Source organism: Paraburkholderia heleia NBRC 101817 (assembly GCF_000739775.1).
Lineage (GTDB): Bacteria > Pseudomonadota > Gammaproteobacteria > Burkholderiales > Burkholderiaceae > Paraburkholderia > Paraburkholderia heleia.
The window spans coordinates 17,318-42,353 of sequence record NZ_BBJH01000034.1; the positions used below are offsets into that span (position 1 = coordinate 17,318).

General features: G+C 64.5%; 22 protein-coding genes. 11 read left to right on the forward strand and 11 right to left on the reverse strand.

Translation table 11 applies throughout. The annotated features are described in order from the left end of the window. Positions 1–2: 2 nt before the first annotated feature. Positions 3–1,367, reverse strand: coding sequence for an adenylosuccinate lyase (gene purB / locus BHE01S_RS25480; RefSeq protein ID WP_042268803.1), 1,365 nt, complete (start codon positions 1,365–1,367; stop codon positions 3–5). Further along, the gene (locus tag BHE01S_RS25485; RefSeq protein ID WP_042268804.1) at positions 1,364–2,809 is read right to left on the reverse strand and encodes an FAD-binding oxidoreductase; all 1,446 of its coding nucleotides are present in this window, start codon (positions 2,807–2,809) and stop codon (positions 1,364–1,366) included. The genes purB and BHE01S_RS25485 overlap by 4 nt, the downstream gene beginning before the upstream one ends. A gap of 200 nt (positions 2,810–3,009) precedes the next feature. On the opposite strand from BHE01S_RS25485, the gene BHE01S_RS25490 reads away from it, so the two are divergent. The 3 genes from BHE01S_RS25490 to BHE01S_RS25500 all read left to right on the forward strand — a co-directional run bounded on the left by BHE01S_RS25490 (position 3,010) and on the right by BHE01S_RS25500 (position 5,538). Continuing rightward, a complete protein-coding gene (locus BHE01S_RS25490; protein WP_042268805.1) occupies positions 3,010–3,339 on the forward strand; it encodes a carboxymuconolactone decarboxylase family protein in 330 nt (109 codons plus the stop codon). 164 nt (positions 3,340–3,503) lie between these two features. Then, entirely contained in the window at positions 3,504–3,989 is a 486-nt protein-coding gene (locus BHE01S_RS25495; RefSeq protein WP_321895097.1) for a tripartite tricarboxylate transporter TctB family protein, read from the forward strand. A 4-nt stretch (positions 3,990–3,993) separates the two neighbouring features. Beyond that, complete coding sequence (locus BHE01S_RS25500) at positions 3,994–5,538, forward strand: tripartite tricarboxylate transporter permease (RefSeq protein ID WP_042268806.1); 1,545 nt, start codon at positions 3,994–3,996, stop codon at positions 5,536–5,538. Between the two features lie 714 nt (positions 5,539–6,252). Here BHE01S_RS25500 and BHE01S_RS25505 read toward each other — a convergent pair. The 5 genes from BHE01S_RS25505 to BHE01S_RS25525 are packed head-to-tail and all read right to left on the reverse strand — an operon-like array spanning position 6,253 to position 11,254. Beyond that, entirely contained in the window at positions 6,253–7,794 is a 1,542-nt protein-coding gene (locus tag BHE01S_RS25505; RefSeq protein ID WP_245639859.1) for a class I adenylate-forming enzyme family protein, read from the reverse strand. Positions 7,795–7,799: 5 nt separating this feature from the next. After that, the gene (locus BHE01S_RS25510) at positions 7,800–8,534 is read right to left on the reverse strand and encodes a CoA-transferase subunit beta (RefSeq protein ID WP_042268807.1); all 735 of its coding nucleotides are present in this window, start codon (positions 8,532–8,534) and stop codon (positions 7,800–7,802) included. Then, positions 8,527–9,369, reverse strand: coding sequence for a CoA transferase subunit A (locus BHE01S_RS25515; protein ID WP_042268808.1), 843 nt, complete (start codon positions 9,367–9,369; stop codon positions 8,527–8,529). The genes BHE01S_RS25510 and BHE01S_RS25515 overlap by 8 nt, the downstream gene beginning before the upstream one ends. Further along, complete coding sequence (locus tag BHE01S_RS25520) at positions 9,366–10,109, reverse strand: enoyl-CoA hydratase/isomerase family protein (protein WP_042268809.1); 744 nt, start codon at positions 10,107–10,109, stop codon at positions 9,366–9,368. Before BHE01S_RS25520 ends, BHE01S_RS25515 begins: the two co-directional genes overlap by 4 nt. After that, entirely contained in the window at positions 10,106–11,254 is a 1,149-nt protein-coding gene (locus tag BHE01S_RS25525) for a CaiB/BaiF CoA transferase family protein (protein ID WP_042268810.1), read from the reverse strand. The genes BHE01S_RS25520 and BHE01S_RS25525 overlap by 4 nt, the downstream gene beginning before the upstream one ends. 266 nt (positions 11,255–11,520) lie before the next feature. Here BHE01S_RS25525 and BHE01S_RS25530 point away from each other — a divergent pair, with 266 nt between their 5' ends. After that, positions 11,521–12,270, forward strand: a complete 750-nt coding sequence (locus tag BHE01S_RS25530; RefSeq protein WP_042268811.1) for an IclR family transcriptional regulator — start codon at positions 11,521–11,523, stop codon at positions 12,268–12,270. A 7-nt stretch (positions 12,271–12,277) separates the two neighbouring features. Here BHE01S_RS25530 and tcuC read toward each other — a convergent pair whose 3' ends face one another. From tcuC to BHE01S_RS25545, 3 genes are all read right to left on the reverse strand, one after another. Next, the gene (gene tcuC, locus BHE01S_RS25535) at positions 12,278–13,576 is read right to left on the reverse strand and encodes an MFS transporter (RefSeq protein ID WP_042268812.1); all 1,299 of its coding nucleotides are present in this window, start codon (positions 13,574–13,576) and stop codon (positions 12,278–12,280) included. Positions 13,577–13,876: 300 nt separating this feature from the next. Continuing rightward, the gene (locus BHE01S_RS25540) at positions 13,877–14,470 is read right to left on the reverse strand and encodes a cysteine dioxygenase family protein (RefSeq protein ID WP_042268813.1); all 594 of its coding nucleotides are present in this window, start codon (positions 14,468–14,470) and stop codon (positions 13,877–13,879) included. A 32-nt stretch (positions 14,471–14,502) separates the two neighbouring features. Then, complete coding sequence (locus tag BHE01S_RS25545; RefSeq protein ID WP_042268814.1) at positions 14,503–15,471, reverse strand: LysR family transcriptional regulator; 969 nt, start codon at positions 15,469–15,471, stop codon at positions 14,503–14,505. 199 nt (positions 15,472–15,670) lie between these two features. Between BHE01S_RS25545 and BHE01S_RS25550 the strand changes: the two genes are divergently transcribed. From BHE01S_RS25550 to BHE01S_RS25570, 5 genes are all read left to right on the forward strand, one after another. Then, entirely contained in the window at positions 15,671–16,531 is an 861-nt protein-coding gene (locus BHE01S_RS25550) for an IclR family transcriptional regulator (RefSeq protein ID WP_063769106.1), read from the forward strand. Positions 16,532–16,674: 143 nt separating this feature from the next. Continuing rightward, on the forward strand, positions 16,675–17,013 hold the full coding sequence (locus BHE01S_RS25555; RefSeq protein WP_042268815.1) for a carboxymuconolactone decarboxylase family protein: 339 nt from the start codon (positions 16,675–16,677) through the stop codon (positions 17,011–17,013). 181 nt (positions 17,014–17,194) lie between these two features. Beyond that, on the forward strand, positions 17,195–17,713 hold the full coding sequence (locus BHE01S_RS25560; RefSeq protein ID WP_042268816.1) for a tripartite tricarboxylate transporter TctB family protein: 519 nt from the start codon (positions 17,195–17,197) through the stop codon (positions 17,711–17,713). Beyond that, a complete protein-coding gene (locus BHE01S_RS25565; RefSeq protein ID WP_042268817.1) occupies positions 17,710–19,305 on the forward strand; it encodes a tripartite tricarboxylate transporter permease in 1,596 nt (531 codons plus the stop codon). The genes BHE01S_RS25560 and BHE01S_RS25565 overlap by 4 nt, the downstream gene beginning before the upstream one ends. A gap of 191 nt (positions 19,306–19,496) precedes the next feature. Continuing rightward, positions 19,497–20,834, forward strand: a complete 1,338-nt coding sequence (locus BHE01S_RS25570; protein ID WP_042268818.1) for a class-II fumarase/aspartase family protein — start codon at positions 19,497–19,499, stop codon at positions 20,832–20,834. 91 nt (positions 20,835–20,925) lie between these two features. On the opposite strand, the gene BHE01S_RS25575 is transcribed toward BHE01S_RS25570, so the two are convergent. Then, on the reverse strand, positions 20,926–21,906 hold the full coding sequence (locus tag BHE01S_RS25575; RefSeq protein ID WP_042268819.1) for a tripartite tricarboxylate transporter substrate binding protein: 981 nt from the start codon (positions 21,904–21,906) through the stop codon (positions 20,926–20,928). 193 nt (positions 21,907–22,099) lie between these two features. Here BHE01S_RS25575 and BHE01S_RS25580 point away from each other — a divergent pair, with 193 nt between their 5' ends. Together BHE01S_RS25580 and BHE01S_RS25585 are read left to right on the forward strand one after the other, a co-directional pair. Continuing rightward, a complete protein-coding gene (locus BHE01S_RS25580) occupies positions 22,100–24,187 on the forward strand; it encodes an acetate--CoA ligase family protein (RefSeq protein WP_245639860.1) in 2,088 nt (695 codons plus the stop codon). A 19-nt stretch (positions 24,188–24,206) separates the two neighbouring features. Then, positions 24,207–24,956, forward strand: a complete 750-nt coding sequence (locus BHE01S_RS25585) for an enoyl-CoA hydratase/isomerase family protein (protein ID WP_042268821.1) — start codon at positions 24,207–24,209, stop codon at positions 24,954–24,956. Positions 24,957–25,036 lie beyond the last annotated feature (80 nt).

The window sequence follows — 25,036 nt, forward strand, 5'->3', positions numbered from 1 at the left end:
CGTCAGTCGTTCATCCAGCCCGCCGCGTGTTGCGCGGCGAGCGTGCGATCGATGCTGGCGCCCGTTTCGCCGAGATAGCCGGCGGGATCGGTGAGACGCACGATATCGTCTTCATTCAGGACTTCGGCAAGACCCGCGTGTGCACGCATCGCATCGCCGAAATCGAGCTTGTTGGCGATGCCGTGCATCGACGCTTCATAGAGCCAGTGATGCGCGGTCTGCTTGCCCACGCGCTCGCCGAGCTCGATCATCACACGCTCGGTCAGCAGGTAGCCGCGCATCGTGTCGAGATTGCGCGCCATCGCAGCGGAATCGACGCGGATGCCGCCGAGCAGCTTGTTGGTCTGCTGCAGGATTGCCCCGGCGATCAGGCAGCACTCCGGCAGCGCCTTCCACTCGGTTTTCCACGCGATGCCGTCGCGCTCGTGCTCCTGCACCATCGCTTCCATCATCATCGCAGCGTTGTAGCGCAGCGCGCGAGAGAGACCCGCGACATTCTCCGCCGAGGTTGGATTGCGCTTGTGCGGCATGGTGGACGACGCGAGTTTGCCATCGGTGAAGGCTTCCTCGATTTCGGCGAATTCGTTGCGCTGCATGTTGAACAGCTCGTTGCCGATCTTCGACATGGTCGCGCCGACGATCGCCAGCAGGTTCGCATATTCGGTCACACGGTCGCGCGCCGGCGCCCAGCTGATGGTCGGCACGCGCAGGCCGAGCGCTTCGAGCGTGCGCGTTTCCACTTCGCGCGCCTTCGGCCCGAGCGAGGCCTGCGTGCCCACCGCGCCCACCAGCATGCCGACGAACACGCGCGGCTCGCATTCCTGCATGCGCTGATAGTGACGCGACACTTCGTCGAGCCAGATCGCGCACTTGTGGCCGAAGGTGATCGGCAGCGCCTGCACGCCGTGCGTGCGGCCCACCATCACCGTATCGCGGTGCGCTTTCGCAAGACGCGCCAGCTCGCGACCGATGCCGCGCAGCTCCTGCATGAAGACCGCGTGCGCATCCTTCAGTTGCAGGATCATGCCGGTGTCCAGCACGTCCTGCGTGGTCGCGCCGTAGTGCACCCATTCGCCTTCCTTGCCTGCATGCTGCTGCAACTGCTTGAGCAGCGGCACCAGCGAATGCTTGATGCGACGGATTTCGCTCGCCATCTGTTCGATGTCGATCTTCTCGACCTTCGCGTTTTCGACGATCGCATTCGCGGCGGCCTGCGGAATGATGCCGAGGCCGGCTTGCGCCTTCGCGAGCGCGGCTTCGAAGTCGAGCCATTTCTGCACGCGCTGCTCTTCGGAGAAGATCGCGCGCAACGGCTCGCTGCTCCACAGATGTTGCAGCGCCATCATGTCGAATACGGATACGCTCATCGTTTGTCTCCTTGATCTTGTGTGTGGGCGGGCAACAGCCGGCCGGGATTGAACAGGTTACCGGGGTCGATTGCGTGCTTGACGCGCGCCATCAGGTCGAGCGCGACCGGGTTCTTGTACTGCATCAGCGCGTCCTGCTTCAGGCGGCCGATGCCGTGTTCGGCGGAAATCGAGCCGTGCATCTTCGCGACCTGCTCGTGCACGATGTCGTGCACGCGCGGAATCTGTGCGCGGAATGCGTCGTCGCCCTGCGCGGCCGGCTTGCTCTGGTTGTAGTGCAGGTTGCCGTCGCCCACATGGCCGAAGCAGATCACGCGGATGCCCGGGCACGCCGCTTCCAGCGCCGCGCCGGTCGTTTCGATGAATTCGGGAATGCGCGAAATCGGTACCGACAGGTCGTGCTTGATCGACGGCCCGTCGCGGCGCTGTGCTTCCGGTACGTGATCGCGGATGTGCCACAGCGCGTGCGCCTGCTCGGAAGACTGCGCGATCACCGCATCGCGTGCGAGGCCGCGTTCCAGCGCGTCGGCGAGCGCCGCTTCGAAGCGCGCGTCGAGTTGCGCGTCGCGCGCCGTCTCCGACACTTCCACCAGCACCGACCACGGCGTCGCCTCGGCGAGCGGCGCGCGCGTGCCATCGATATGCGCGAGCACCTGATCGAGCGTCGCGCGGCCGACCAGTTCGAACGACGTGACGCAATCGCCGAGCGTTTCGCGCAGCAGCATCAGCACGCCGATCGCCTGTTGCGGCGTGTCGAGGCCGAGCCATGCGGTGCACTGCTGGCGCGGTTTCGGAAAGAGCTTGAGCGACGCCGCGGTGATCACGCCGAGCGTGCCTTCGCTGCCGACAAACAGGTGCTTGAGGTCGTAGCCGGTGTTGTCCTTGCGCAGCGGCGAGAGGCCGTTCCAGATGCGTCCGTCGGGCAGCACCACTTCCAGTCCGAGCGTGAGATCGCGTGCATTGCCGTAGCGCAGCACCTGTTCGCCGCCCGCGTTGCTCGCCAGATTGCCGCCGATTGTCGCACTGCCTTCGGCGGCGAGCGACAGCGGGAACAGACGGTTGTGGCGCGCGGCTTCTTCCTGCACGTGCTGCAGGATCACGCCGGCCTCCACCGTGATGGTCTCGTCGGCGAGCGACACGCCGCGCACGCGGTTCATGCGCGTGAGGCTCAACACCACCTCGCGGCCCGATGCATCCGGCGACGAGCCGCCCGCCAGCCCCGTGTTGCCGCCTTGCGGCACCACCGGCACGCGTTCCTTTGCGCACAGGCGAACGATGGCCGCGACCTCGTCGGTGCTGGCCGGTCGCACGACGGCGCGCGCCGCGCCCGGGAAGTTGCCGCGCCAGTCGCGCTCGAAGCGCTCGCGGTCGGCGGCATCGGCCACGAAGCCTTGCGGGCCAACGATTTGCTGCAGTGCATCGAGGAAGGAATCGGAGTGCATCGGCGCATTGGAGTGGTGGTCAGGGTGATCCGAACAATAGCGGATCGACAAGAGATTAGCCAGTATCGGAATAACGTATTGCAATTTAATTCAAAAAATAGATAAACTGGCTTCGTGATCGCGGTCAGCCGGTGACGCGACGATCGCATTCCCGACCTGGCAGTTCCCACCACCCGAGACAGACAACAGGAACACACCGCATGACGCACTACTACGACAAGGAAGACGCCGTCCATCGCATGGACATGGCGAAGGCCGCCCCGGAAGACTTCAAGGCCTGGTCGAACCTGAACAACATCGTCGGCCGCGAGAACGGCGCGATTCCCCTGAAGTACCGCGAGCTGATCGCGATTGCCGTGGCGCACGCGACCGGCTGTCCGTACTGCATCGAATCGCACGCGAAGAAAGGCAAGGCGGCAGGCGTCTCGAAGGAAGAGATGAGCGAAGCGATCCTGCTGGCCGCGGCGCTCTGCGCGGGCGCGGCGGCGGCGCATGGCGGCCTCGCGATGAAGTTCTTCGATCAGGCGTAAAGCCGGTCGGGGCCGGGCGCGATCGGACCGGTGAGTTCGACCGTTCGGCCCGAAAGCGGCGCAATGAACCGCGGACGTCCTGCGTGGAGGTACCTCATGCCGCGACGCCGCGCTCGCGCGCCCGCGCGCACGGCTCGCAGAAGCCGGCGGCGGGGCAGTTGGACATGAAAGGAGACATCGACGTGGTCGAACAGCAGGCAACGGCGTCGACGCAACGACGCGACTATTACGCGGGCGGACTGATGATCCTGCTCGGCCTCGGCGCGATCCTGAAGGGCTCGAGCTACGACATAGGCAGCCTGAGAGAAATGGGCCCGGGCTTCTTTCCCGTTGCAGTCGGCGTCATCATGGCGCTCGCCGGACTGGGCATCGCCTTCACGACGGTTGCGGTCGCCGCGCGCGACGAGAAGCCGCGGGCGGAATGGCGCGGCTGGATCTGCATCCTGCTCGGCATTCTCGCGTTCATCGTGCTGGGCAATCACGGCGGCCTGGTGCCGGCCACGTTCGCCACGGTGTTCATCGCCGCACTGGGCGACCGGAAGAATTCGCTGCGCGATGCGCTGCTGCTCGCGCTCGCCATGTGCGCGGTGGCGGTGGTGATCTTCTGGTGGGCGCTGCAGGTGCAACTGCCGCTGTTCCAGTGGAGTTGACGCCATGATCGGACAATCGCTCGCGGATCTCTGGCAGGGCTTCGGCGTTGCGCTGGAAATCCATAACCTGATGTGGTCGTTCGTCGGCGTGCTGGTCGGCAACCTGATCGGCGTGTTGCCCGGCATGGGCGCGCTGTCGGCCATCTCGATCCTTCTGCCGCTCACCTATTCAATGGGCCCGGTGCCCGCCGTGCTGATGCTCGCGGGCATCTTCTACGGCTCGCAGTACGGCGGCGCGATCGGCGCGATCCTGCTCAATCTGCCGTGTCATCCTCCGCACGCGGTCACCTGTCTGGACGGCTATCCGCTCGCCAGGCAGGGACGCGGCGGCTCGGCGCTCGGCATCACGATGGTCGCGTCGTTCTTCGCGGCCTCGTTCGGCATCGTCGTGATGATCTTCGCGTCGCCGCTGCTGGTGTCGATGGCCTTCAAGTTCGGGCCGACCGAAATTTTCTCGATCATGCTGCTCGGCCTGCTGGCGGGCGCCACCATGAGCCGCGGTTCCGCGCTCAAGGGCGTGGCGATGACCTCGGTCGGCCTGCTGGCCGGCGTGGTCGGCACCGACGTGAACACGGGCATCTCGCGTTTCACGTTCGGGTTCGTCGAACTGTCCGACAAGGTGGAACTGGTTGCGCTTGCGCTCGGCATCTTCGGCGTCGCGGAATTTCTGCGCAGCGTGAACCGCATCCAGGTCGTGGGCGGCAAGACGCATATCCGGCTGCGCGACATGCGGCCGAGCCGGGCGGAACTGCGCGAAGCGTTCTTTCCGCTGCTGCGCGGCACCTTTATCGGCACGCTGTTCGGCGCAATGCCCGGCACCGGTCCGACGATCACGACGTTCATCGCATACACGCTCGAGCGCAAGCTGTCGAAGCATCCCGAACGCTTCGGCACCGGGCAGATCGCAGGCGTGGCGAGTCCCGAGGCGGCGTCGCATTCGAAGACCCAGGTGGATTTCATCCCGACCATGAGCCTCGGCATTCCCGGCGATGCGACGATGGCGCTGATTCTCGGCGCGTTGCTGATCCACGGCATCCAGCCGGGGCCGCGCCTCATCACCGAACATGCCGATCTGTTCTGGGGATTGATCGCGAGTTTCTGGATCGGCAACGTGCTGCTCGTGCTGCTCAACGTGCCGTTGATCGGCGTGTGGGTGCGGCTGCTGCGCGTGCCTTACCGCTTCCTGTTTCCGGCGGCGCTCTTTTTCATCGCGATCGGCGTGTACAGCACCAACAACAGTCTGTTCGAGATCGGCGAAGTGCTCGTGTTCGGCGTGGCCGGCGCGATCTTCGCATCGCTGAAGTTTCCGGTCGCGCCGATCCTGCTCGGATACGTGCTCGGACCGATGGTCGAGGAGAACTTCCGCCGCGCGCTCCTGCTGTCCCGCGGCGATCTGCTGGTGTTCGTGCAGCATCCGATCAGCGCGGTGTTCATCGGCATCAGCGCGGCACTGATCGCCGTGCAGCTGTGGCTCGGCATGCGCGCCCTCCATCGAAATCGACAGCGGAAAGGGGTGCCGGTGGGCACTTTGGGCAAGACGCACGGCTGAAAACGCCGCAGGCTCCGCAAGGCCGTGGCAGCGCGCCCGCAGGGCGGAAAGGGCGACGCACGATGCGTCTGCGTTCTTCAAGGCAACTTCCTGAGATTCGCCGAAATCTTGACGGCCGCCGCGCGCAGCACGGGCATGTCCCGCGCCTGGGCGGGTGCGACGACGTCACCGCCCAGCAGTTCGATGATCTGCGCGGCGCGTTCCGCTGGCGAGACGCTGGCGAGACGCTGGTCGAGCCGGGCGCCGCGACTTTCGGATTGCCGAGCGACGGTATGGACTTCGCGCCAGGGCCGGTCGTCAGGTTGACGACGATGTCGAGACCGGCATCGCGGGGATTGCGCAGACGACGCGTCGCACGGCACGGCCTGCAGCGATCGCGCGCTGGCGTTTCGCTGACGGGGCGGGCCTCGCCGCGTCCTGAGATGCATCGCGCTTCGTTCGCCGCGCCCTTCGCCCGGTTGGGCCTGGAAAACATCGTATGCCGGCAGCTCGGTAGCGGCAATCGGGTTTCAGGGCACTTTCCGTTGAGCGGAAAGCTTATCCGGGCTCCTGTTTATCGAATCGACTGGAGCGATCCGATTGGACGGTCCTGTTTTCGCGAGCCGCCGTTCCAGACGGGAGAGAAGGGGAGAGAGGGTTTCGCGACGCAGCGGTGTGCGAGGTATTCGAGATGCAACTGGAAGTTCGCCGGCATTCGTTTCGCGCCGGCCAGCTTCAGCTCACCGCCGGCTTCTCTTCGTAATAGCCGTCGGCGAGACGCGCCGCGAGCGTTTTGCGATCGACTTTGCCGACTGCGGTTTCCGGCAGCGATTCGACGAACACCACATTGTGCGGCACATAGATACGCGCGAGACGCTTCCTTACGGCATCCTGCACTTGCTCCGCGCTCGCCGTGCCGGCGTCTTTCGGCACGACAAAGGCAACCGGCACTTCGCCGAGATCCTTGTCCGCGCGTCCGACCACGCAGCACGCAACGACATCGCCTTGCGCGACGATCACGCTCTCGATCAGCAACGGCGACAGATTCTCGCCACCGCGAATGATCACGTCCTTGATGCGGCCCGTCACGTAGAGATAGCCGTCGTCGTCGAAGCGGCCGAGGTCACCGGTGCGCAGCCAGCCATCGGCGACGGTGCGGGCGGTGGCGTCGTCCGAACCGAGATAACCCGTCATCAGGTTCGGACCCGCGATGCAGATTTCGCCTTCGACGTCGGGCGCGTGGCTCATCGTGCCGTCGGCGGCGCGCAGGGCTACCGTCTGTCCCGGCAGCACCTTGCCGACCGAGCCGATGCGACGCGCCGTCGGCGGATTCAGCGTGCTCGTGCAAGTCGCTTCGGACAAGCCATACGAGATCACCAGCGGACAGCCGAGCTTCGTTTCCACTTCGCGATGCAGCGCTTCGGTGATCGGCGCCGATCCGCAGCGCGCCATGCGCAAGCCGGCGAGCACGGCTGAATCGAAGTGTTGTGCGAGCATGCGCGAGTACATCGTCGGAACACCGGTAATGATGGTCGGCTTAAAGCGCGTCATAAGTTCCGGCATGTCTTCCGCACGGAAACGCGGGCAGAACGCGATCTTCGAACCGGCGAGCAAGGGCGCGAACAACTGATTGTTGACGCCGTTGGTGTGATAGATCGGCATCACATGCAGCAGGCAATCGTTGCTCGACAGCGCGCTATGTTCGAGCACGCCGAGCGCGTTGTTCAAAAGCGCGGCCTGTGTGAGTTGCACGACTTTCGGCCGCCCGGTGCTGCCCGATGTGAACAACAGCAGCGCGGGACAATCCGGCGCGACATCGACGGGCGGAAAATACGACGCCCCCGTGAGGCGCGCGAAGTCGAGCGTCGTGGTGTCTTCGGAAATCGGGAGCGATTCGACGAACGCAGCATGCTCCGCGTCATGCACGAGCAAACGCGCGCGCGTTTCGATCAGCCGCGCGCCGACTTCCTCGGGCGCCAGTCTGGGTTCGAACACGCAAGGACACAATCCGGCGCGGATCGCGGCGAGCAGCAGCACGACGGCATCGAGCGAGCGCGACATGATGATCGCGACGACATCGCCGGGGCGCACATCGCGGCCCGACAGACTGGCCGCGACGGCGCCCGTCTCGCGAGCGAGTTCCGCGTATGTCAGCGTCCTTGCGCCATCGGTCAGGGCGGGAAGGTCCTGCACGCCGCGCGCATGCCAGTACTGATCGAAGGCTTGTGCGAGACTCGCCGGACGGGCGTCGAGATGCAATGCGGTGGATATCGTCACGTTCGTTACCTGAGTCGGATGGCTGCATCGCGTTCGAAACTCCCTTGCGGGTCCAGCGCGGCGAGCGCCTCACGTTCGCGCGCGGTGGGCAGGGCGGTTGGCGTGGCATCGGTGGCGTCGAACGAAAATCCGGTCCGTTCGCGCACTTCGTCGAGGCTCGATTCCGGATGCCACGATTGCAGCGCAAGCCTGCCGTCGCGCTTCACGAACACCGCGATCGGCGTGACGACGCCATGCATGCCGCCCCACGACGTGACGAAGTCGAGCTTGTCGACGAGCGTTCGCTTCGAATGCTCCGTGCGCCATGTGCAGGCGCGTTTCGCCGTTGGAAGCATCACCGCGCCGCCGCCGCCGCCGGGCAGACGCACTTTCGGATGCGACCAGTCGCCGATGCACGAGTTGTTCGCGTTGCCTTCGCCATCGAGCTGCGCCGCGCCGAGGAAGGTCAGATCCATGCGGCCGCGCGTGCAGAGATCGTAGAAGTCTTCGTTGGCGAAGATCGATGCCGAACCTTCGGCGAGCAGCGGATCGGAGCTGGAAACCGGAATCGAAGAGGGCGACGGATCGACGCCGCCCGCAACGTTGATATAAACGAAATCCCAGTCGTACGCGCGCTTGGCGAGCAGACACGCGAGCATCGGCGGTGTCGAATTCACGCCGCTGAAGGTTATCTCGTCCGGGCGGATGAAGCGCGCGAGATTGATGACGATGTATGAGAAACCGCTCCAGTTCTCAGCCATGTTGACGTGCCTCCGCCGCTTTTGCTTCCGGGGCTGCATCGATATGGCGGGCGAGTGCTTGCGCGCCGTCCTCCAGATACGCTTCGACTGCGGGATAGTCGATCGGATACGACGGCCAGCATGAGCCCGGCCACGCACCGTTCTTTACAATCGCGTAGTTTTGCACCATGAAATACGGCACGACGGTGAGTTCGGGCTGGTCGGCGAAGTTCTCGCCGGACACTTCCTCGGCGACGACGAGCACGCTCTTCGATGCGCGGCTCATGATGCGGTCCCAGTGATACGTGCCCGAGATGCGTACGTTGCCAAGCCGGTCCACGCTCGATGCGTGAATCACCGCGAAGTCCGGTGATATTGCGGGAATGACATAGGTTTGCTGGCCGCTGCCATACGGATCGCCGATGCTTTTCCAGTCGTTGACGCGCACCAGTTCGCTGCCGTGCACGCCGCCGCACGGCATGAAGGGCACGCCGAACGCGGCCGCGCGCAACCCGGCGGTGAGCGTCGCACACGCGTGCTCCTCGAGCTCCAACTGGCCTTTCTCGATCGCGCGCCTGTACCACTGCGCGAGCCCGAAATTGCCTTCCATCGCGACGATGCCGCAACGCGCGCGCGACGCGACACCCGCGCGGCACAGAATATCGATGTCGTAACCTGGCGACTGCTTGATGATCTCGATGTTGCGCTTTTCCTGACGGATCAGTTCGCGCACGAATGCGAACGGCCCACGATGCAGGAAACTGCCGCCCAGCCCGAGCGACGCGCCGTCCGGCACGAGCGCCACCAGCTCAGCGAGCGGGAGTTCCTTGTCCTTGCTGGCGAATCCCGAACTCATGTCGATGTCTCCTGCGTCTTTTTCGACGAGGCCAGATACGCCTCGATGCGTTTGTGAATGCCGGGCACGGCAGCCGAGCGCACGAGCGCGGCGAGGTCCGCGTCGGCCTGTTCGGTGTCGAGCGCACGGTGCAGCAGGGCGCGGCTTGCCGCGGGCAGCGCGTTCACGCGCGCCAACGCTTCCTCGATCACCGTGATGTGCGCTTCCGGACCTGCGATGCGCTCGATGAAACCGTTCGCGCTCGCACGTTCGACGTCGAAGGTCGCGGCCGTTTCCAGTATGCGCCGCGCTTCGTGCGTGCCGACGATGCGCGCAAACCGCGCCGAACCGAGCACCAGCCCGAACTTGAGTCCGGGCATGCGGAAGGTAGAACCGGGCGCTGCGACGCGCAGGTTGCATGCGGCGATCAGATCGACGCCCGCGCCGAAATTGCGGCCATGCGCGAGCGCCACCGTGAAGCATGACGAACTCGCGATCTTGTTGAGCAGGGTCTCGATGCGGATGAAGCGCAGCACGAGATCGCCTTCGCTCTGCGTGTCGACGCCGCTCATGTCGAAGCCCGCGCTGAAGCAGCGGCCTTCGCCCTGAAGCGTGACGAGCGGCGTGTGCGCGGCTTCGGCTTCGTCGAATGCCTGAATCAGTGCTTCGACGATACTCGCGGACAGCGCATTCAGTTTGTCCGGGCGATTGAGCGTGATCGCCCAATGCGTCGAATGCTTGTCGATGATGATATCGCTCACGCCTCGATCTCCCACTTCTTCAGCAATTCGGCGTTGTGCTCGCCGAGACCCGGCGGCCGCATGCGGATTTCAGGCGTCCGTCCCGAGAACTTGACGGGCGATGCGAACGTCCTTGTCTGCACGCCGTTGGGCAATTCGAGCGGCTGCACCCATTCCATATGCTCGACCTGCGTGTCCGCGAGCACTTGCGAATACGTATTGATCGGCGCGCACGGCACGCCGGCTTCACGGAAGCGCGCGATCCAGTGCTCGGCGTCGTGGTTCGCGAAGATCGTTTCGAGCGTGTCGCGCAGTTCGACCTGATGCTGCGCGCGCAGCGTGGTGGTCGTGTAGCGCGCGTCGCCTTCGAGCGCGGGACGGCCGACCACGCTGCACACCAGTTTCCACAGCGCATTGTTGCCCGCTGCCATGCCGAAGTACGTGTCGCGTGCCTTGAATGCCTGATAAGGCGCGTTGCGTGGATGCGCAGACCCGAGCTTCTGCGGATCGCGTCCCGTGCCGAAGTATTCGGAGGTCTGCAGTGCCGCGATGGCAAGCGTGGCGCCGAGCATCGGCACATCGATATGCGTGCCTTCGCCCGTTTTCGCGACGCCGCGCAGCGCGGATACAACCGAGAACGCCGCATAAAGGCCCGCCGAGAAGTCCGCGAGCGGCACGCCGCATTTGACCGGCGCGCCGTCGGGCTCGCCCGTGATGCTCATGATGCCGCTCATCGCCTGCACGGTCAGATCGAAGCCACCTTCCTGCGAGCGCGGACCCGTTTGCCCGTATGCGGAGATCGAGCAATAGACGATGCCGGGCTTCATCGCGCGAATCGCTTCGTAGCCGAGGCCGAGCCGATTCATCACGCCAGGGCGATTGTTCTCGATGACGACGTCGGCGGTGTTGATGAGCGCCTTGGCCTGCTCGATGTCATCGGGGCTTTTCAGGTCGAGCGTGACCGAACGCTTGTTGCGATTGAGCGAAGCGAAGTTCTCGCTATAGCCGTCGGTAATCGGTGGCCATGCGCGCAGCGTATCGCCCCCCTCGGGATGCTCGACCTTGATGACGTCCGCGCCCATGTCCGCGAGCAGCATGCCGCAATACGGCCCCGCGGCGACATTGCAGAACTCGATGACCCTGATTCCCTGAAGCGGCTGATTCATTCCATTCCTCCGGCAGTCTGTTGGTACGCGACGGCGCGTTCGCCCGCACTCGCTTGAGATCATTGTGACGCGCTGCCGCATGCATGTAAACCAAAAAATGAAACGTAAGTCCTAAATTATAGGATTATGATCTTGGTGAAAACACCGATTCCGCGCTGTCGCTCGGCGCGTCGCGCAGTCAGGGGAGGTCTCCGAAAGCCCGTATTGGCAAGCCTTCCGTCGTTTAGCCCATGTAGAATGAGCTTTTAATCCCAAGTTTCAGGATCATGGACAAGACGTTGCTCAAGGGCCTGATGTTGCTGGAGGCGCTCGCCGACCAGAACGGCAAGCCGGTCACGATCCCGGTACTGGCCGAACAGGTCGGGCTCACGAAAAGCAATACGCATCGGACTTTGCAGACGCTCGCGCACGCGGGCTACGCGACGCGCGACGAGGCCACCGGTAACTACCGGAGTACTTTCAAGCTTTTCGAGTTGGGCGCCAAACAGATGGCGACCGTCGATGTGCGGCAGTTCGCGGCGAGCCATATGCGCGCGCTCGTCGATCTGACGCAGGAGTCGGTGCATCTGTCCATTCTCGATGGCGCCTCGGTCGTCTATGTCGACAAGATTGACAGCGCGCAGCCCGTGCGCGCGTATTCCGTGCTTGGCGGTCATGCGCCCGCGTATTGCGTCGCGACCGGCAAGATTCTTCTGGCACATCGGAGCCAGGACTATCTGACGCGCAATCTGACTCACCTCGAAGCGCATACGAAGGCGACCATCACGAATCTGCCGGCGCTCAAGGTCGAACTCGCGCGCGCGGCGGCCAATGGCTACGCAATGAATCGCGGCGAATGGCGTGAGAGCGTGGGCGGCGTCGCGGCACCCATCTTCGATGCATTCGGCGAGGTGGTTGCCGCCATCGGCATATCGGGGCCGCTGGAGCGTTTGAGCCTCAAGCGCATGAAGGAATTCGTGCCGGCCGTGCAGGAAGCGGCAGCGAACATCTCGCGCGCGATGGGTTACCGGAAGTAAATACAACTTACGAAACCACCGCCGCGGACGCTTCGCGCGCCGGCTGCTTGTCGGCGCGCACGATCACGAGCGTCGCGAACAGCGCGAACAACGCGCCCATCACGAGCCACGCGCCGGGCATCGCCTTGTTCGACGTCATGTGGATCAGCATCGTGCAGATGGCCGGCGTGAAGCCGCCGAACACGGCCTGCGAGAGGCTGTAGGCCAGCGAGAAGCCCGTGCCGCGCACGTTGGCCGGAATGATTTCCGTGAGCGTGACGACGAGCGCCGCCTGATACGACGCGTACAGAACCGCGAACCCCACTTCCACGAGCAGAAGGCTCATGAACGATGGCGCCGCCACGAGCCAGGTCATCGCGGGCCACGCGACGGTCGCGATCGTCAGCGATGCGCCAAGGAGCAGCGGCTTGCGCCCGATGCGGTCGGACAGCGCCGCCATCACGGGAATCATCACGAAGGTCGTGAGCGCGACGCACGTGGTCACATAAAACGTGTCGATCGGCTTCAGGCCGAGTTCCGTGCGGCCGAAGGTCGGCGTGTATGCGGTGATGAGATAGAACATGATGCTGGTCAGGCTGACGAGCATCGTCGCACCCAGAATGATGCGCCAGTTGCGCGCCAGCGACCCGAAAATCTCGAGGGTACTCTGCGGCTTTTGCGCCCTGAAGACATGCGATTCCGTGACCGAGCGGCGAATCCAGAACAGCACCGGCACGATCGAGCAGCCGAGCAGGAACGGAATGCGCCAGCCCCACGCGTCCATCTGTTCATTGGTCAGCGTGAAGCGCAGTCCGACGCCGAGCACGGCGGCTAGCAGCACCGAAACCTGCTGGCTCGCGGACTGCCAGGACACGTAGAAGCCGCGTCGTCCCGGCGGCGCGATCTCCGACAGATACACCGAGACGCCGCCCGATTCCGCGCCCGCCGAGAATCCTTGCAGCAATCGTCCGACGATGACGAGCACGGGCGCCAGCGCGCCGATGCTCGCGTACGTCGGCGTGACCGCGATCATCAGGACGCCGATGGACATCAGCGTCAGCGTGAGGATGAGGCCCGCGCGCCTGCCGTGGCGATCCATGTACGAGCCCAGCACGATGGCGCCGAGCGGGCGCATCAGGAAGCCCATGCCGAACGTGGCGAGCGAGAGCATCAGCGAAATGAACGCGTCGTGGCTCGGGAACATGGCCTTCGCGATCGCCGAAGCGTAAAAGCCATAGACCATGAAGTCGTACATCTCGAGGAAGTTGCCGCTCACGACGCGTGCGACGTTCGTAGGGCTCGCCTGTTTCTGTGCCTCGCTGCTCATCGCGTCTCCGTATTTCTTGAATCCTATAAAATAGGATGATGGATTCAAATTATGGTTTAGCGGATGCTCGCATCGCATGAGAAGCCGGTCAAGAAACTTCGAAATAATCGAGGGAAATCCCTGAGGGAGCCGGAGCGCATCGTAGAAATGAAACGATCGTCCTGAATTATGGGATTCACGTGACTCGCAAAAAGGGCGCTTCGCGTTGCGATATCACGGACTTCGCCGATCTGAAAGGGCAACTCGCGCGTGCCGGGCGTGCATTGATCTCGCCAGCAGCGCGGATGACGTGCGAGCACGTTATGCAGGTTCGTCGGCGAGCGTCCACAAGTTCGGTACGACGCTCGATGAGAATCCGGACACGAACGCTTTCACGTTGCCCGTCGCCTCGTCGTACACATGACGCCGCACGCGTCCGATATTCGCGCCGTAGACGTGAATGCTGATCGACACGCGATCGTGATGCACGTTGCGAACGCGATGCACGTCGCCGACTGTCGGTGACACACAATCGATATCGCCGACATCGAGCACGCACGATTCCGTGGCGAGCATCGGCACGTCGGCTCCGCGCGTTTCGAAGCGAGTCGATTCCTCGCCGCCGCGCAACATGCCGATCATGCCCCATACGGTGTGATCGTGGATCGGCGTCTTCTGCCCCGGACCCCACACGAAACTCACGACGCAAAAGCGCTGCTTCGGATCGCAATGCAGCAGGTACTGCTGATAGTGCTCCGGATGCGGCGCGGCGAATGCGTCCGGCAGCCAGTCATCGTGTGCGAGCAGCCGCAACATCGGCGCGCGCAGCGCATCGAGGATGATGGTTTCATGCACGCCGTCGCGCACGATATCGGTGAGTTCGCTGACGAAATCGCGCAGTCGCACAATACTCATTGTGGTTTCCTTATCGATAACGGATGACGGGATCAGCCCGCGTTGTCCGGTTCCCGCTCGGGCACGGCGCGGCGTGGCGCGCGTGATCGAAGCCTTGCCGGACTTGACGCGTCCAGCGACGCCAGTTCTTCGATGATCATGTCGCCGAACCGCCGCACGCAGTCCGCCGGGCGCCCGAGGTTGTCGGGATGCACGCGCCAGATGTGCGGCGTTGGCTGGAAATCCGCCAGTTCGACGCGCTGTAGTTGCGACGCGTAGGCGCTCGCCGCGAGCATGGGCTCAGGCACGAAGCTCAGGCCCGCGCCGCGCGCGACGAGACCTAGCTTCTGCTCGGTGCCGAAGGTCGCGACTTTGACGGCGAACGGCAAGCCCAGGTCGCTGAAAGCACGCCGCAGGATGTCGCGAAAGCCGCAACCTTCCGGGTTGAGAATCCATTCCATGCCGTGCAGTTCGACAAGCCGCTTCCGTCCGAAAACCGCGCCTTTCTGCGCAACGACGACCATCGGCAGCGCACGGATCGGCGCTGCGCAAAAGCCGCTTTCGAAACGCGCGCTCTCGGGCAGCACGGCGATCGCCGCATCGACCTCGCTTTCATGTAGCCGTCTGATGACCTCGGTGCTCCAGCCCGAGGCGACTTCGATCTGCACGTCCGGATATTCGAGCCGCAACCCGGGTAGCGCGTCGAGCAGCGCCAGTTCGGCCAGCACTTCCGCGACGCCGACACGCAGGCGCCCCGAGGGCGCAGCGTCCTCACGCACGAACTGATCGATCAGCTCGATATCGCGCACGACGTTCACGCACAGCTCATACACGCGGCGGCCGATCGGCGTGGGCCGGCTCGGCTTCACGTTGCGGTCGAGCAGCACCACGCCCAGGTCCTTCTCGAGGCTCTGCACCCGCCGCGTGATTGCAGGCTGGTGCATGAGCAGCGCCTCCGCCGCCCCCGTGATCGACGCGTTCCTCACCACCGCGACGAACGCATGGATGTCTTCGAGCTTCATCTCTTCACTCCGCCGAACCTTCGTTGGACCCATGCGCACTTTCGATCGCAGCATAGGCCAGTTTTCAGCAAATATCTATTATCGGAATTTCGAAGTGAAGTTTTATCCGAGCTTTGCATAATGTTTCATGGCGGCGTGCCCCTCATAATCCGCGGGACAAATTGCGCCGCGTTGTGTCGTGCAACCGATGAGGTCGTCGATGAACAACACCTTGATCAAGGGGCTCTGCCTGCTGGAAGTGCTCGCGCGGCGTGGCGAGCCAATGGGCGTGAGCGAACTGGCGGGCGCGGTGGGAATGCCGAAGAGCGGCGTGCATCGTCTGCTGCAGGCGCTCGTCGAGGAGCGTTATGTGGGGCAGAGCAGTTCAGGGCGCTATCGCGTATCCATCAAGCTGTGGGAAGTGGCCTCGGCGGCTCTGCCGGGTTTCGATCTGCGCCGGCATGCGGAAGGCGTGATGAATGCGCTCGTCGAGGAGACCGGAGAGAGCGTGCATCTCTCGGTACTGGATCAGCGCGAAGTGGTCTACGTGCACAAGCTCGAAGCCCCGGCCAACCCGGTGCGCGCGTATAGCCAGATCGGCGGGCGCGTGCCGGCACATTGCGTCGCGACCGGCAAGGCGATGATGGCGTTTCGCGGGCCACGCTGGCTCGCGAGCACCGCGGAGCATCTGCCGCCCGCGACAGTCAACACGATCACCGATCCGCGGGCCTTTCTCGCCGAAATGGCGCAGATTCGCGCGCAAGGCTATGCGAGCAATGGCGGCGAATGGCGGCTTGGGATCAATGGTCTCGCGTCGCCCATCTTCGACGACGCGGGCACGGTCGTCGGCGCGATCGGCATTTCAGGGCCTGCCGCGCGGGTCGAAGGACCGCGCCGCGAATCGTTCATCGCGCAGGTGCGTGAAGCGGGACAGACGCTCTCCATGATGTCGGGCACCGTGTCGCCGCATGCGTTGCTGCTGAGCGTCACGAATCACTGGAACGATACCGCGGACGCAACGCCGTTCTTCGCGTCTCGCGAGCCGAATCCAGTGTCCGAATTCGAGGGCGCCGGCGCTTGAGACCTTGTCACGCGAGCGCGGCGGTTCAACCAAATGGAACGCTCGCTGTTCCGATCCTGCACCCCTACCATCCTCTCCAGTTGCACGGTTTTCACAAGAGCCTCGTTGCGAGGGACTTGCCAACTGTTCAAAGGAGAAGACCCATGTTCCTCAACTGGATTGAGCTGCTCGGTACCCTGAAGCGTTCGTCGAATCTCATTGGCAACAGCAACCCGAAGATGCTTGAAGCGTATCGCGGTCTTGCGGCGGCGCAGGGCTCGAACGGCGCGCTCGATGCGAAGACACGCGAGCTGATCGCGATCGCCGTGGCCGTGACGACGCGTTGCGACGGCTGCATCAGCTCACATGTGTCGGCCGCAATCCAGGCGGGGGCGACCGAAGCCGAGGTCTCCGATGCATGTGGCACGGCCATCGCATTGAACGCGGGCGCCGCGTATGTGTACTCGCTGCACGCGATGGAAGCGATGCAGGGCCTCAAGTAACGCGCACGCAAACCGGGATGAGCGGCATGAAAGCAAAATTGGCACTCGAGGGGGGCGGGTCGTCGAGGCGTGCAACGTCGCCGCCGGTGCGTTCTGCGCGATGCTGCTCGCCGACCGGGAACGACGCGCAACGATTTGACAATAAGCGCGCGCATCCAACGGAGACACGGAGACGATTGACATGGACGGACAAGCAACGGCCGATGCCGGACGCCAGAGCTTTCTGAGCGGATACCGGCGCGACTACTACGGAGGCGCGCTGATGTGTTTGATCGGCGCGGGCGCGGTCGCGCAGGGCCTCAATTACAGCTTCGGCAGCCTCACGCACATGGGCCCGGGATTCTTTCCGACCTGTCTCGGCGTGATCCTGATCCTGCTCGGCATGAGCATCGCGGGCACGGCGAAGCGTCCGTCGGTGCGCAAGACGCAGCATGAAGGCGTGCCGCTCGAAAGCAGCGGTCCCGAATGGCGGGGCTGGTTCTGCATCGTCGCGAGCATCGTCGCGTTCGTCGTGCTCGGCAATTGGGGCGGACTGCTGCCGGCATCGTTCGCCGTCACCTTCATTTCCGCGTTCGGCGATCGCGACAACACGTGGAAGAGCGCGCTGGCGCTCGCGGCGGTCATCACGCTGATCTCGGTGGTCGTGTTCTGGTGGGCGCTGCAACTGCAGTTTCCGCTGCTCACGTGGGGGCGCTCATGATCGGACATTCTCTCGCTGATTTGTGGCAGGGCTTTGGCGTCGCGCTCGAATGGCACAACCTGATGTGGTCGTTCTTCGGCGTGCTGGTGGGCAATCTCATCGGCGTGCTGCCCGGCATGGGGCCGCTATCGGCGATCTCCATCCTTCTGCCGCTCACCTACACGATGCACCCCGTCGCTGCGATCCTGATGCTCGCGGGGATCTTCTACGGCTCGCAATACGGCGGCGCGATCGGCGCAATTCTGCTGAACCTGCCATGCCATCCACCGCATGCGGTCACCTGTCTCGACGGCTATCCGATGACGCGCGCAGGCAAGGGCGGCACCGCGCTCGGCATCACGATGATCGCGTCGTTCTTCGCGGCGTCGGTGGGCATCATCGTGATGATCTTCGCTTCGCCGCTGCTGGTGTCGATCGCGTTCAAGTTCGGTCCTGCCGAGCTGTTCTCGATCATGCTGCTCGGGCTGATCGCGGGCGGCACGATGTCGAGCGGCTCGCCGTTGAAGGGCGTGTCGATGACGGTCATCGGCCTGCTCGCGGGCGTGGTCGGCACCGATGTGAACACAGGCATGATGCGCTTCACATTCGGCTTCGCCGAGCTGGCGGATGGCGTGCAACTCGTCGCGCTCGCGCTCGGGCTCTTCGGCGTGACGGAGTTTCTGCGCAACGTGAACCGCATGCACGCGGTGGGCAGCGGCGTGAAGGTGAGCCTGCGCGACATGCGGCCGAGCTTCAAGGAGCTCAGGCAGGCGTTCTGGCCGATCGTGCGCGGCACGTCGGTGGGCACGCTGTTCGGTGCGATGCCGGGCACCGGGCCGACCATCACCACGTTCATCGCCTATGCGCTGGAGAAGAAGATTGCGCGCAAGCCCGAGCGCTTCGGCCACGGCGCGCTGGAAGGCGTGGCCTCGCCGGAGGCATCGTCGCATTCGAAGACACAGGTCGACTTCATTCCGACGATGAGTCTCGGTATCCCCGGCGATCCGGTGATGGCGCTGATTCTCGGCGCGCTTTTGATCCAGGGCATCCAGCCCGGCCCGCAACTGATCAGCCAGCACGCGGATATCTTCTGGGGCTTGATCGCGAGCTTCTGGGTGGGCAACGTGCTGCTCGTGCTGCTCAACGTACCGCTGATCCAGATCTGGGTGAAGGTGCTCCAGGTGCCCTACCGCTTTCTCTTCCCGGCGGCGCTGTTCTTCATCGCGGTGGGCGTGTACAGCACCAACAACAGCCTGTTCGAAGTGAGCGAAGTGCTCGTGTTCGGCCTGATCGGCGCGGTATTCGTCGCGCTCGATTTCCCCGTTGCGCCGATCCTGCTCGGCTATGTGCTCGGACCGATGGTCGAGGAAAACTTTCGCCGCGCGCTGCTGCTGTCGCACGGGGATCTGACGGTGTTCGTGGTACGGCCGATCAGCGCGTGCTTCATGGCTGCGTGCGCGCTGCTGATCCTGCTGCAAGGGTTCTTTGCCGTGCGCGCGGCGCTGCGCAAGCGCGAGAGCATGAAGAGCGTCCCGCCGCAGGTCCCGGCGATGAACGACGCGCCGCGCGACAACGGCCGCGAACCGCCGCTCGCACATGCGGACCATCACTGAGCATTCACTCGAGGAGAGATGCTGTGAAGAAGTGGCGGCGCGGACATCATGGCGCGCCTTCTGCAAAAGCAGTTGTCGCTCGCGTTCAGGCAATCGGTGATCGTCGAGAACCGGCGATGAACATCGCCGGGCCGGCACCATCAAGGCCGCGGGCATTCGGCCGCAATGATCCGGGCGCTTCAGGAGACCTCATGTCAGTTTTCACATCGAAAGTGGTACGCAACCTCTTCGGCACCGAAGCCATGCGCGCGATCTTTTCGGATGACACGCGCATCAGCCATTACCTCAAGGTGGAGATCGCGCTCGCGAAGGTCGAGGCAACGCTGGGCGTGATTCCCGACGCGGCGTATCGCGAGATCGCGGCGAAGGCGCCATCGTTCGAAATCGACTGGGAGCGCTTTCGCACCGACGTCGAAGCGGTCGGCTATCCGGTGATGCCCTTTGTCGAGCAACTCGCGGAGCATTGCGGCGCGGCGGGCGAATACCTGCACTGGGGGTCGACGACGCGCGACATCACCGATACCTCCTTCATGCTGCAGGTGCGCGACGCGCTCGCGGTGATTGAAGCCGATCTGCACAAGGTGCGCCGCAAGCTGCGCGAGATGACGTCGCGGCATCGCTCGACACTGATGATCGCGCGCACGCACGGCAAGCACGCGTTGCCATCGACTTTCGGCTTTCGCTGCGCGGTCTGGTATAGCGAAGTCGAACGGCAATGCGCGCGCCTCGCCGCATTGCGCGCGGACACGCTCGCGGGACAGTTCGGCGGCGCGATCGGCACGTTCGCCGCAGTCGGGCCGAAGGGCATCGAGGTGCAGCGCGCATTGATGGCCGAGCTCGGGCTCGAAGCGGCGGAGATCGCGTGGTTCGCCTCGCGCGATCGCGTGGCGCAGGTGGTATTCACGATTGCATCGATTGCGCAGTCGATGGCGAGCATCGCGAAGACGCTCACCATCATGACGCGCGACGAAGTGGGCGAGGCATCCGAAGGCGGCGGCGAGAGCCGCGGCACCAGTTCGGCGATGCCGCACAAGCACAATACCGTCGTGCCCGAGCTCGTGATCGTCCACGGCAAGATGGCCGCGCAACAGATACCCGTCGTGATGGAATCGATGGTGCAGGATTTCGAGCGCGACTGGCAAGGGCACTTCGAGACCATCGCCGTGCCGCAGACTTTTCAGCATGCGCATGCGGCGGTGACGCAGATGCAGGTCGTGCTGTCGGGCCTCGTCGTGCATACGGAGCGCATGCGCGCCAATCTCGACGTGACCCGTGGCCAGGTGATGGCCGAGAGCGTGATGATGGCGCTCGCGCCGAAGATCGGCCGCAAGAACGCGCATCACATGGTATCGCGTCTGTGCAGCGCGGCCATGAAGGAAGGGCGCCCGCTCGGCGAGGTCCTGCGCGCCGACGCCGAAACGATGCGCCATCTCGGCGAACGCGAGCTGGCGCAGGCGCTCGATCCGCGCAACTACATCGGACTCGCGGAACAGTCGGTGGACAACGTGCTCGCATCGCACGCGGGCTGAGGGTATCGTGGTGAGCGAAAGCGCGGTCGGGGCATTGCTGAATCCGGCTTCGGTCGCGGTGACCGGTGTATCCGCTGACGGCGGCAGCCGACTATTCGATTGAAGCCCCCGACTGCTGTACCGCCGTATGCCAGCGCGCCACTTCGCTCTTCAGGTGCGCTTCGGCGGCATCGGCCGAGCCGCCGATCATGAAGATTGCCTGCTTCGCAAACAGCTCCTGAAACTTCGGCTGCTGGATGATCTCGTTGACCGTCTTGTTCAGCTTGTCGATGATCGGCTTCGGGGTCCTGGCGGGCGCGAGCATCGAGAACCACGCGCTCGCCTGATAGCCTTTCAAACCCGCTTCGGCCATCGTCGGCACGTTGGGCAGCACGCTCGAACGCTTCGATTCGGTCTGCGCGAGCGGCACCAGCGTGCCCGCGTTGATACCGGGCAGGCACGTGAGAAACGTATCGATGACGAGATTCACCTGGCCCGACATGGCCGCCGTCACCGCGGGCGCGGAGCCCTGATACGGTACGTGCGTGAGCTTGATGCCCGCGTCGTTGGCGAACATCACGGTCGCCAGATGCGGCGAGCCGCCGATGCCCGACGATCCGTACGTCAGCTTGCCGGGATTCTGCTTCGCTTTGGCGATGAGTTGCTGCAGAGTGGTGATGTTCTCCGACTTGTTCACGACGAGCACTTCCGGCGACGACGCGACATCGACCACCGCGGTCAGGTCATTCAGCGTGTCATAGGGCAGGTGCTTCATCAGCGTCGCGTTGATCGCGAGCGGTGCGGTGGCCCAGAGCAGCGTATAGCCATCGGGCGATGCATGTGCGACATACTGCGAGCCAATCACGGTGCCCGCGCCCGGCTTGTTCTCGACGATGGTGTTCTGCCCGAGCTTCCTGGTGAGCTCGGCGGCGAGCGCGCGCGCGAGATTATCGGACGCGCCGCCAGGCGTAAACGGCACGATCATGCGTATCGGGCGAGAGGGATAGTCCGGGTCCGCATGACTCACGACGGGCACGAGCGAAAGAGCCAGCGCGACGCCCGCGAGCGCGCGCCATGGCTTGAACGTTTTCACGAGCGTCTCCTTTGATGACGGGCCTTCTTCGTGTGGATGCGACGAGACGGCCTCACTCCGACAATATGACAGTCTTGCCATTTAACCTTGCCGTTCCGCATTCCAGAACGGATGGGCGCGCGGCGTTTCCGGCCAATACTGATGAAGCGGCGAAAGTTCGCCCACGTCAAAAATCCAAAAGGAGACGAGCACAGTGCAAGCTTCCACGGATATCGCGCGCCTGCTGCGGCCGGAGTCGATCGCGATCGTCGGGGCATCGGAGGACCAGTCGAAGTTCGGCGGGCGCCTGTTGCGGATGGTGCTGCGCCATCGCTTCGCGGGGCCGGTCTATCCGATCAACCCGAAGCGCGACACCCTGTTCGACATCAAGGCTTATCCCGGCTTCGACGCGCTGCCCGCCGTGCCCGACATGGCGGTGCTCGCGGTGCCCCAGGCGAGCGTGAAGGCCACGATCGAAGCGGCCGCGCGCCTGGGCGTCGGCTGCGGACTCATCATCACGGCGGGCTTTTCCGATGCGGGCGAAGCTGGACGCCGGACGGAGAACGAGATCGTGCGTATCGCGCGCGAGCATGGCATGCGGCTCATCGGGCCGAACTGTCTCGGGCTCATCAGCGCGGCGAACCGGCTGGCCGCGTGCTCGTCGCCGGTGCTGGAGATTCCCGAACTGCCGCAGCAGCCCATCGGTCTCGTAAGCCAGAGCGGCGCGCTCATGACCACGTTCTTCGATCGCGCCTGGACGCACGGAATCGGCTTCAGCCATGGGATTTCGGTCGGCAATCAGGCCGATCTGGAGCTCGCGGACTTCGTCGAGTTTCTCGCCGATGATCCGGATACGCAGGTCATCTGCACGTATATCGAAGGCGTGAAAGACGCCGCTCGCTTCGTTGCGGCGGCGCGGCGTGCGCGCGGGGCGGGCAAGCCGTGGCTCGCGGTCAAGGCGGGCCGCACCGAAGCGGGCAGCCGCGCGGCGTTCTCGCATACGGCGAGCATCGCGGGCAATCATGCGGTGTTCGCGGCAGTGTGCGAGGAAAACGGTGTCACGCTGATGAACGATCTCGGCGCAATGATGACGCTTGCCGCATCAATGGTGCGCTATCCCAGGCGCACGGTGAATCGCATCGCGATCGTCACGCCTTCTGGCGGCGGCGGTGCGCTCGCGTCCGATGCGCTGCATGAGCGCGGCTTCCCGCTCGCGAACTTCGGCGAGGCGACGCGTGAAGCGCTGCACGCGCACTACGTGAAGGGCCAGGCGAACAACCCGGTCGATTTCGGCTCGCGCATTTCGCCCGACCCCGCGAAGGCCGCGCAGGATACGGTCGCCATCTTGCAGGCCGACGAGGAGACCGACGGCATCTTCGTGCCCGTGACGATGGCGCCGTTCATGCTGACGAGCGAGATCGTGCGTGCGCATGCTTCGCCGTTCGAAGGGGATGCCGGCAAGCCCGCGCTCTTCACGGTCGAGGCGGGTGCGACGAGCGATCCATTGCGCGCGTTGCTGCGCGAGCGCGGCATTCCTTATACGAACACGCTCGATGAAGCCATGAACGTGTGGACGGCCTGGCGTCGGCATGCGCAGCGCCGCTCTTTCGAGAAGCCGCGAAGACCGGACGCGCTGCCTTGCGCGCCCGGACCCGGCACCTATGACGAGGACGCGAGCAAGGCCGTCTTCAGGCGCTATGGCGTTCCGGTGAACGCAGGCGCAATCGCGGTGAGCGCGGATGCCGCCGTGCGCCTCGCGGGAGAAACCGGTTATCCGCTCGTGATGAAGATCGCATCGCCCGACATCGCGCACAAAAGCGACATCGGCGGCGTGGCAGTGGGTATCGCCGACGAAGCGTGCGTGCGTGAAACGTTCGAACATCTCTGCGCGGCGGCGGGGCGTGCGATGCCGAATGCGCGCATCGACGGCGTATCGGTGCAGGCGCAGGTGAAGGGCGAAGTGGAGCTGATCGTGGGCGCGCGGCGCGACGAGCAGTTCGGCCCGGTCGTCGTGTTCGGCGCGGGCGGCGTTCTCGTCGAGTTGCTGGCGCAACGTGCGATCGCCTGCGCGCCTGCATCGAACGAACAGATCCGCGCGCTGCTCGAAACGCTGCCCGTGTGGAAGATCCTCGAAGGGTATCGCGGCGCAGCATTGGCGATCGACGAGGTCGTCGATGCGATCGCGCGCGTGAGCTGGCTTGCCGCCGATCTCGGCGACCGCGACTTCGAACTCGACATCAACCCGTTGATCGTCGGCCGGCACGCGTGCTGGGCCGTCGATGCGCGGCTGCGTATCGCATAGTCCATCCGGGAGCCTTTCAATGCCCCAGCCAGAAAACCTGCTGATAGAAAATTTCGACGATGGTGTCACGCTCGTCACCATCAACCGCGAGCGACGGCGTAACGCGATCAGCGCTCAGACCGCTATCGAGCTGCAGCAAGCGTTCGCCGCGTTCGACCGCTCGCCGCAACGCGTGGCCGTAATCACCGGCGCGGGCACGGCCGCATTCACCGCGGGCGCGGACGTGAGCGACATGCCCGAGCTCTGGCGCTGCGTGCCGACCGTCGGCATCACGACGGAGAAGCCCGTCATCTGCGCGGTATCGGGATGGTGCGCCGGCGGCGGCCTCGTGATCGCGATGATGGCCGACCTGTGCGTCGCTACCGAGGACGCCAGGTTCTACTACCCCGAAGCGAAGCTCGGCATCACGCAGGGGATGATCGCGGGACTCGCAGGACGCATTCCGCACAAGGTCGCAATGGAGATGATGCTGCTCGCGCGCCCCGTCGACGCGCGGCGCGCGTATCAGGCGGGTCTCGTGAACGAAGTGGTGCCGAACGGCGGCCATGTGGAAGCGGCGCTGGCGATGGCACGCGAACTCACGACGATGGCCCCGCTCGTGCTCGCGACGCTCAAGCGCTTCGTCAACGAAGCCGTGCTCGCGCACGGACCGACCGAGACGCTCGGGCGCACACGGCGGCAGATGGAAGTGATCGCGCAGAGCGAGGATATTCGCGAGGGCTTCAGCGCGCACAGGGAAAAGCGGACGCCGAGGTTCGTCGGCCGATGAACGAGGGATGCGAAGCCGCGTCGCGCGGCTTGCGCATCGATCCGGTTCAACGCTGCTGCGACAGCTTCGCGCCGAGCAGC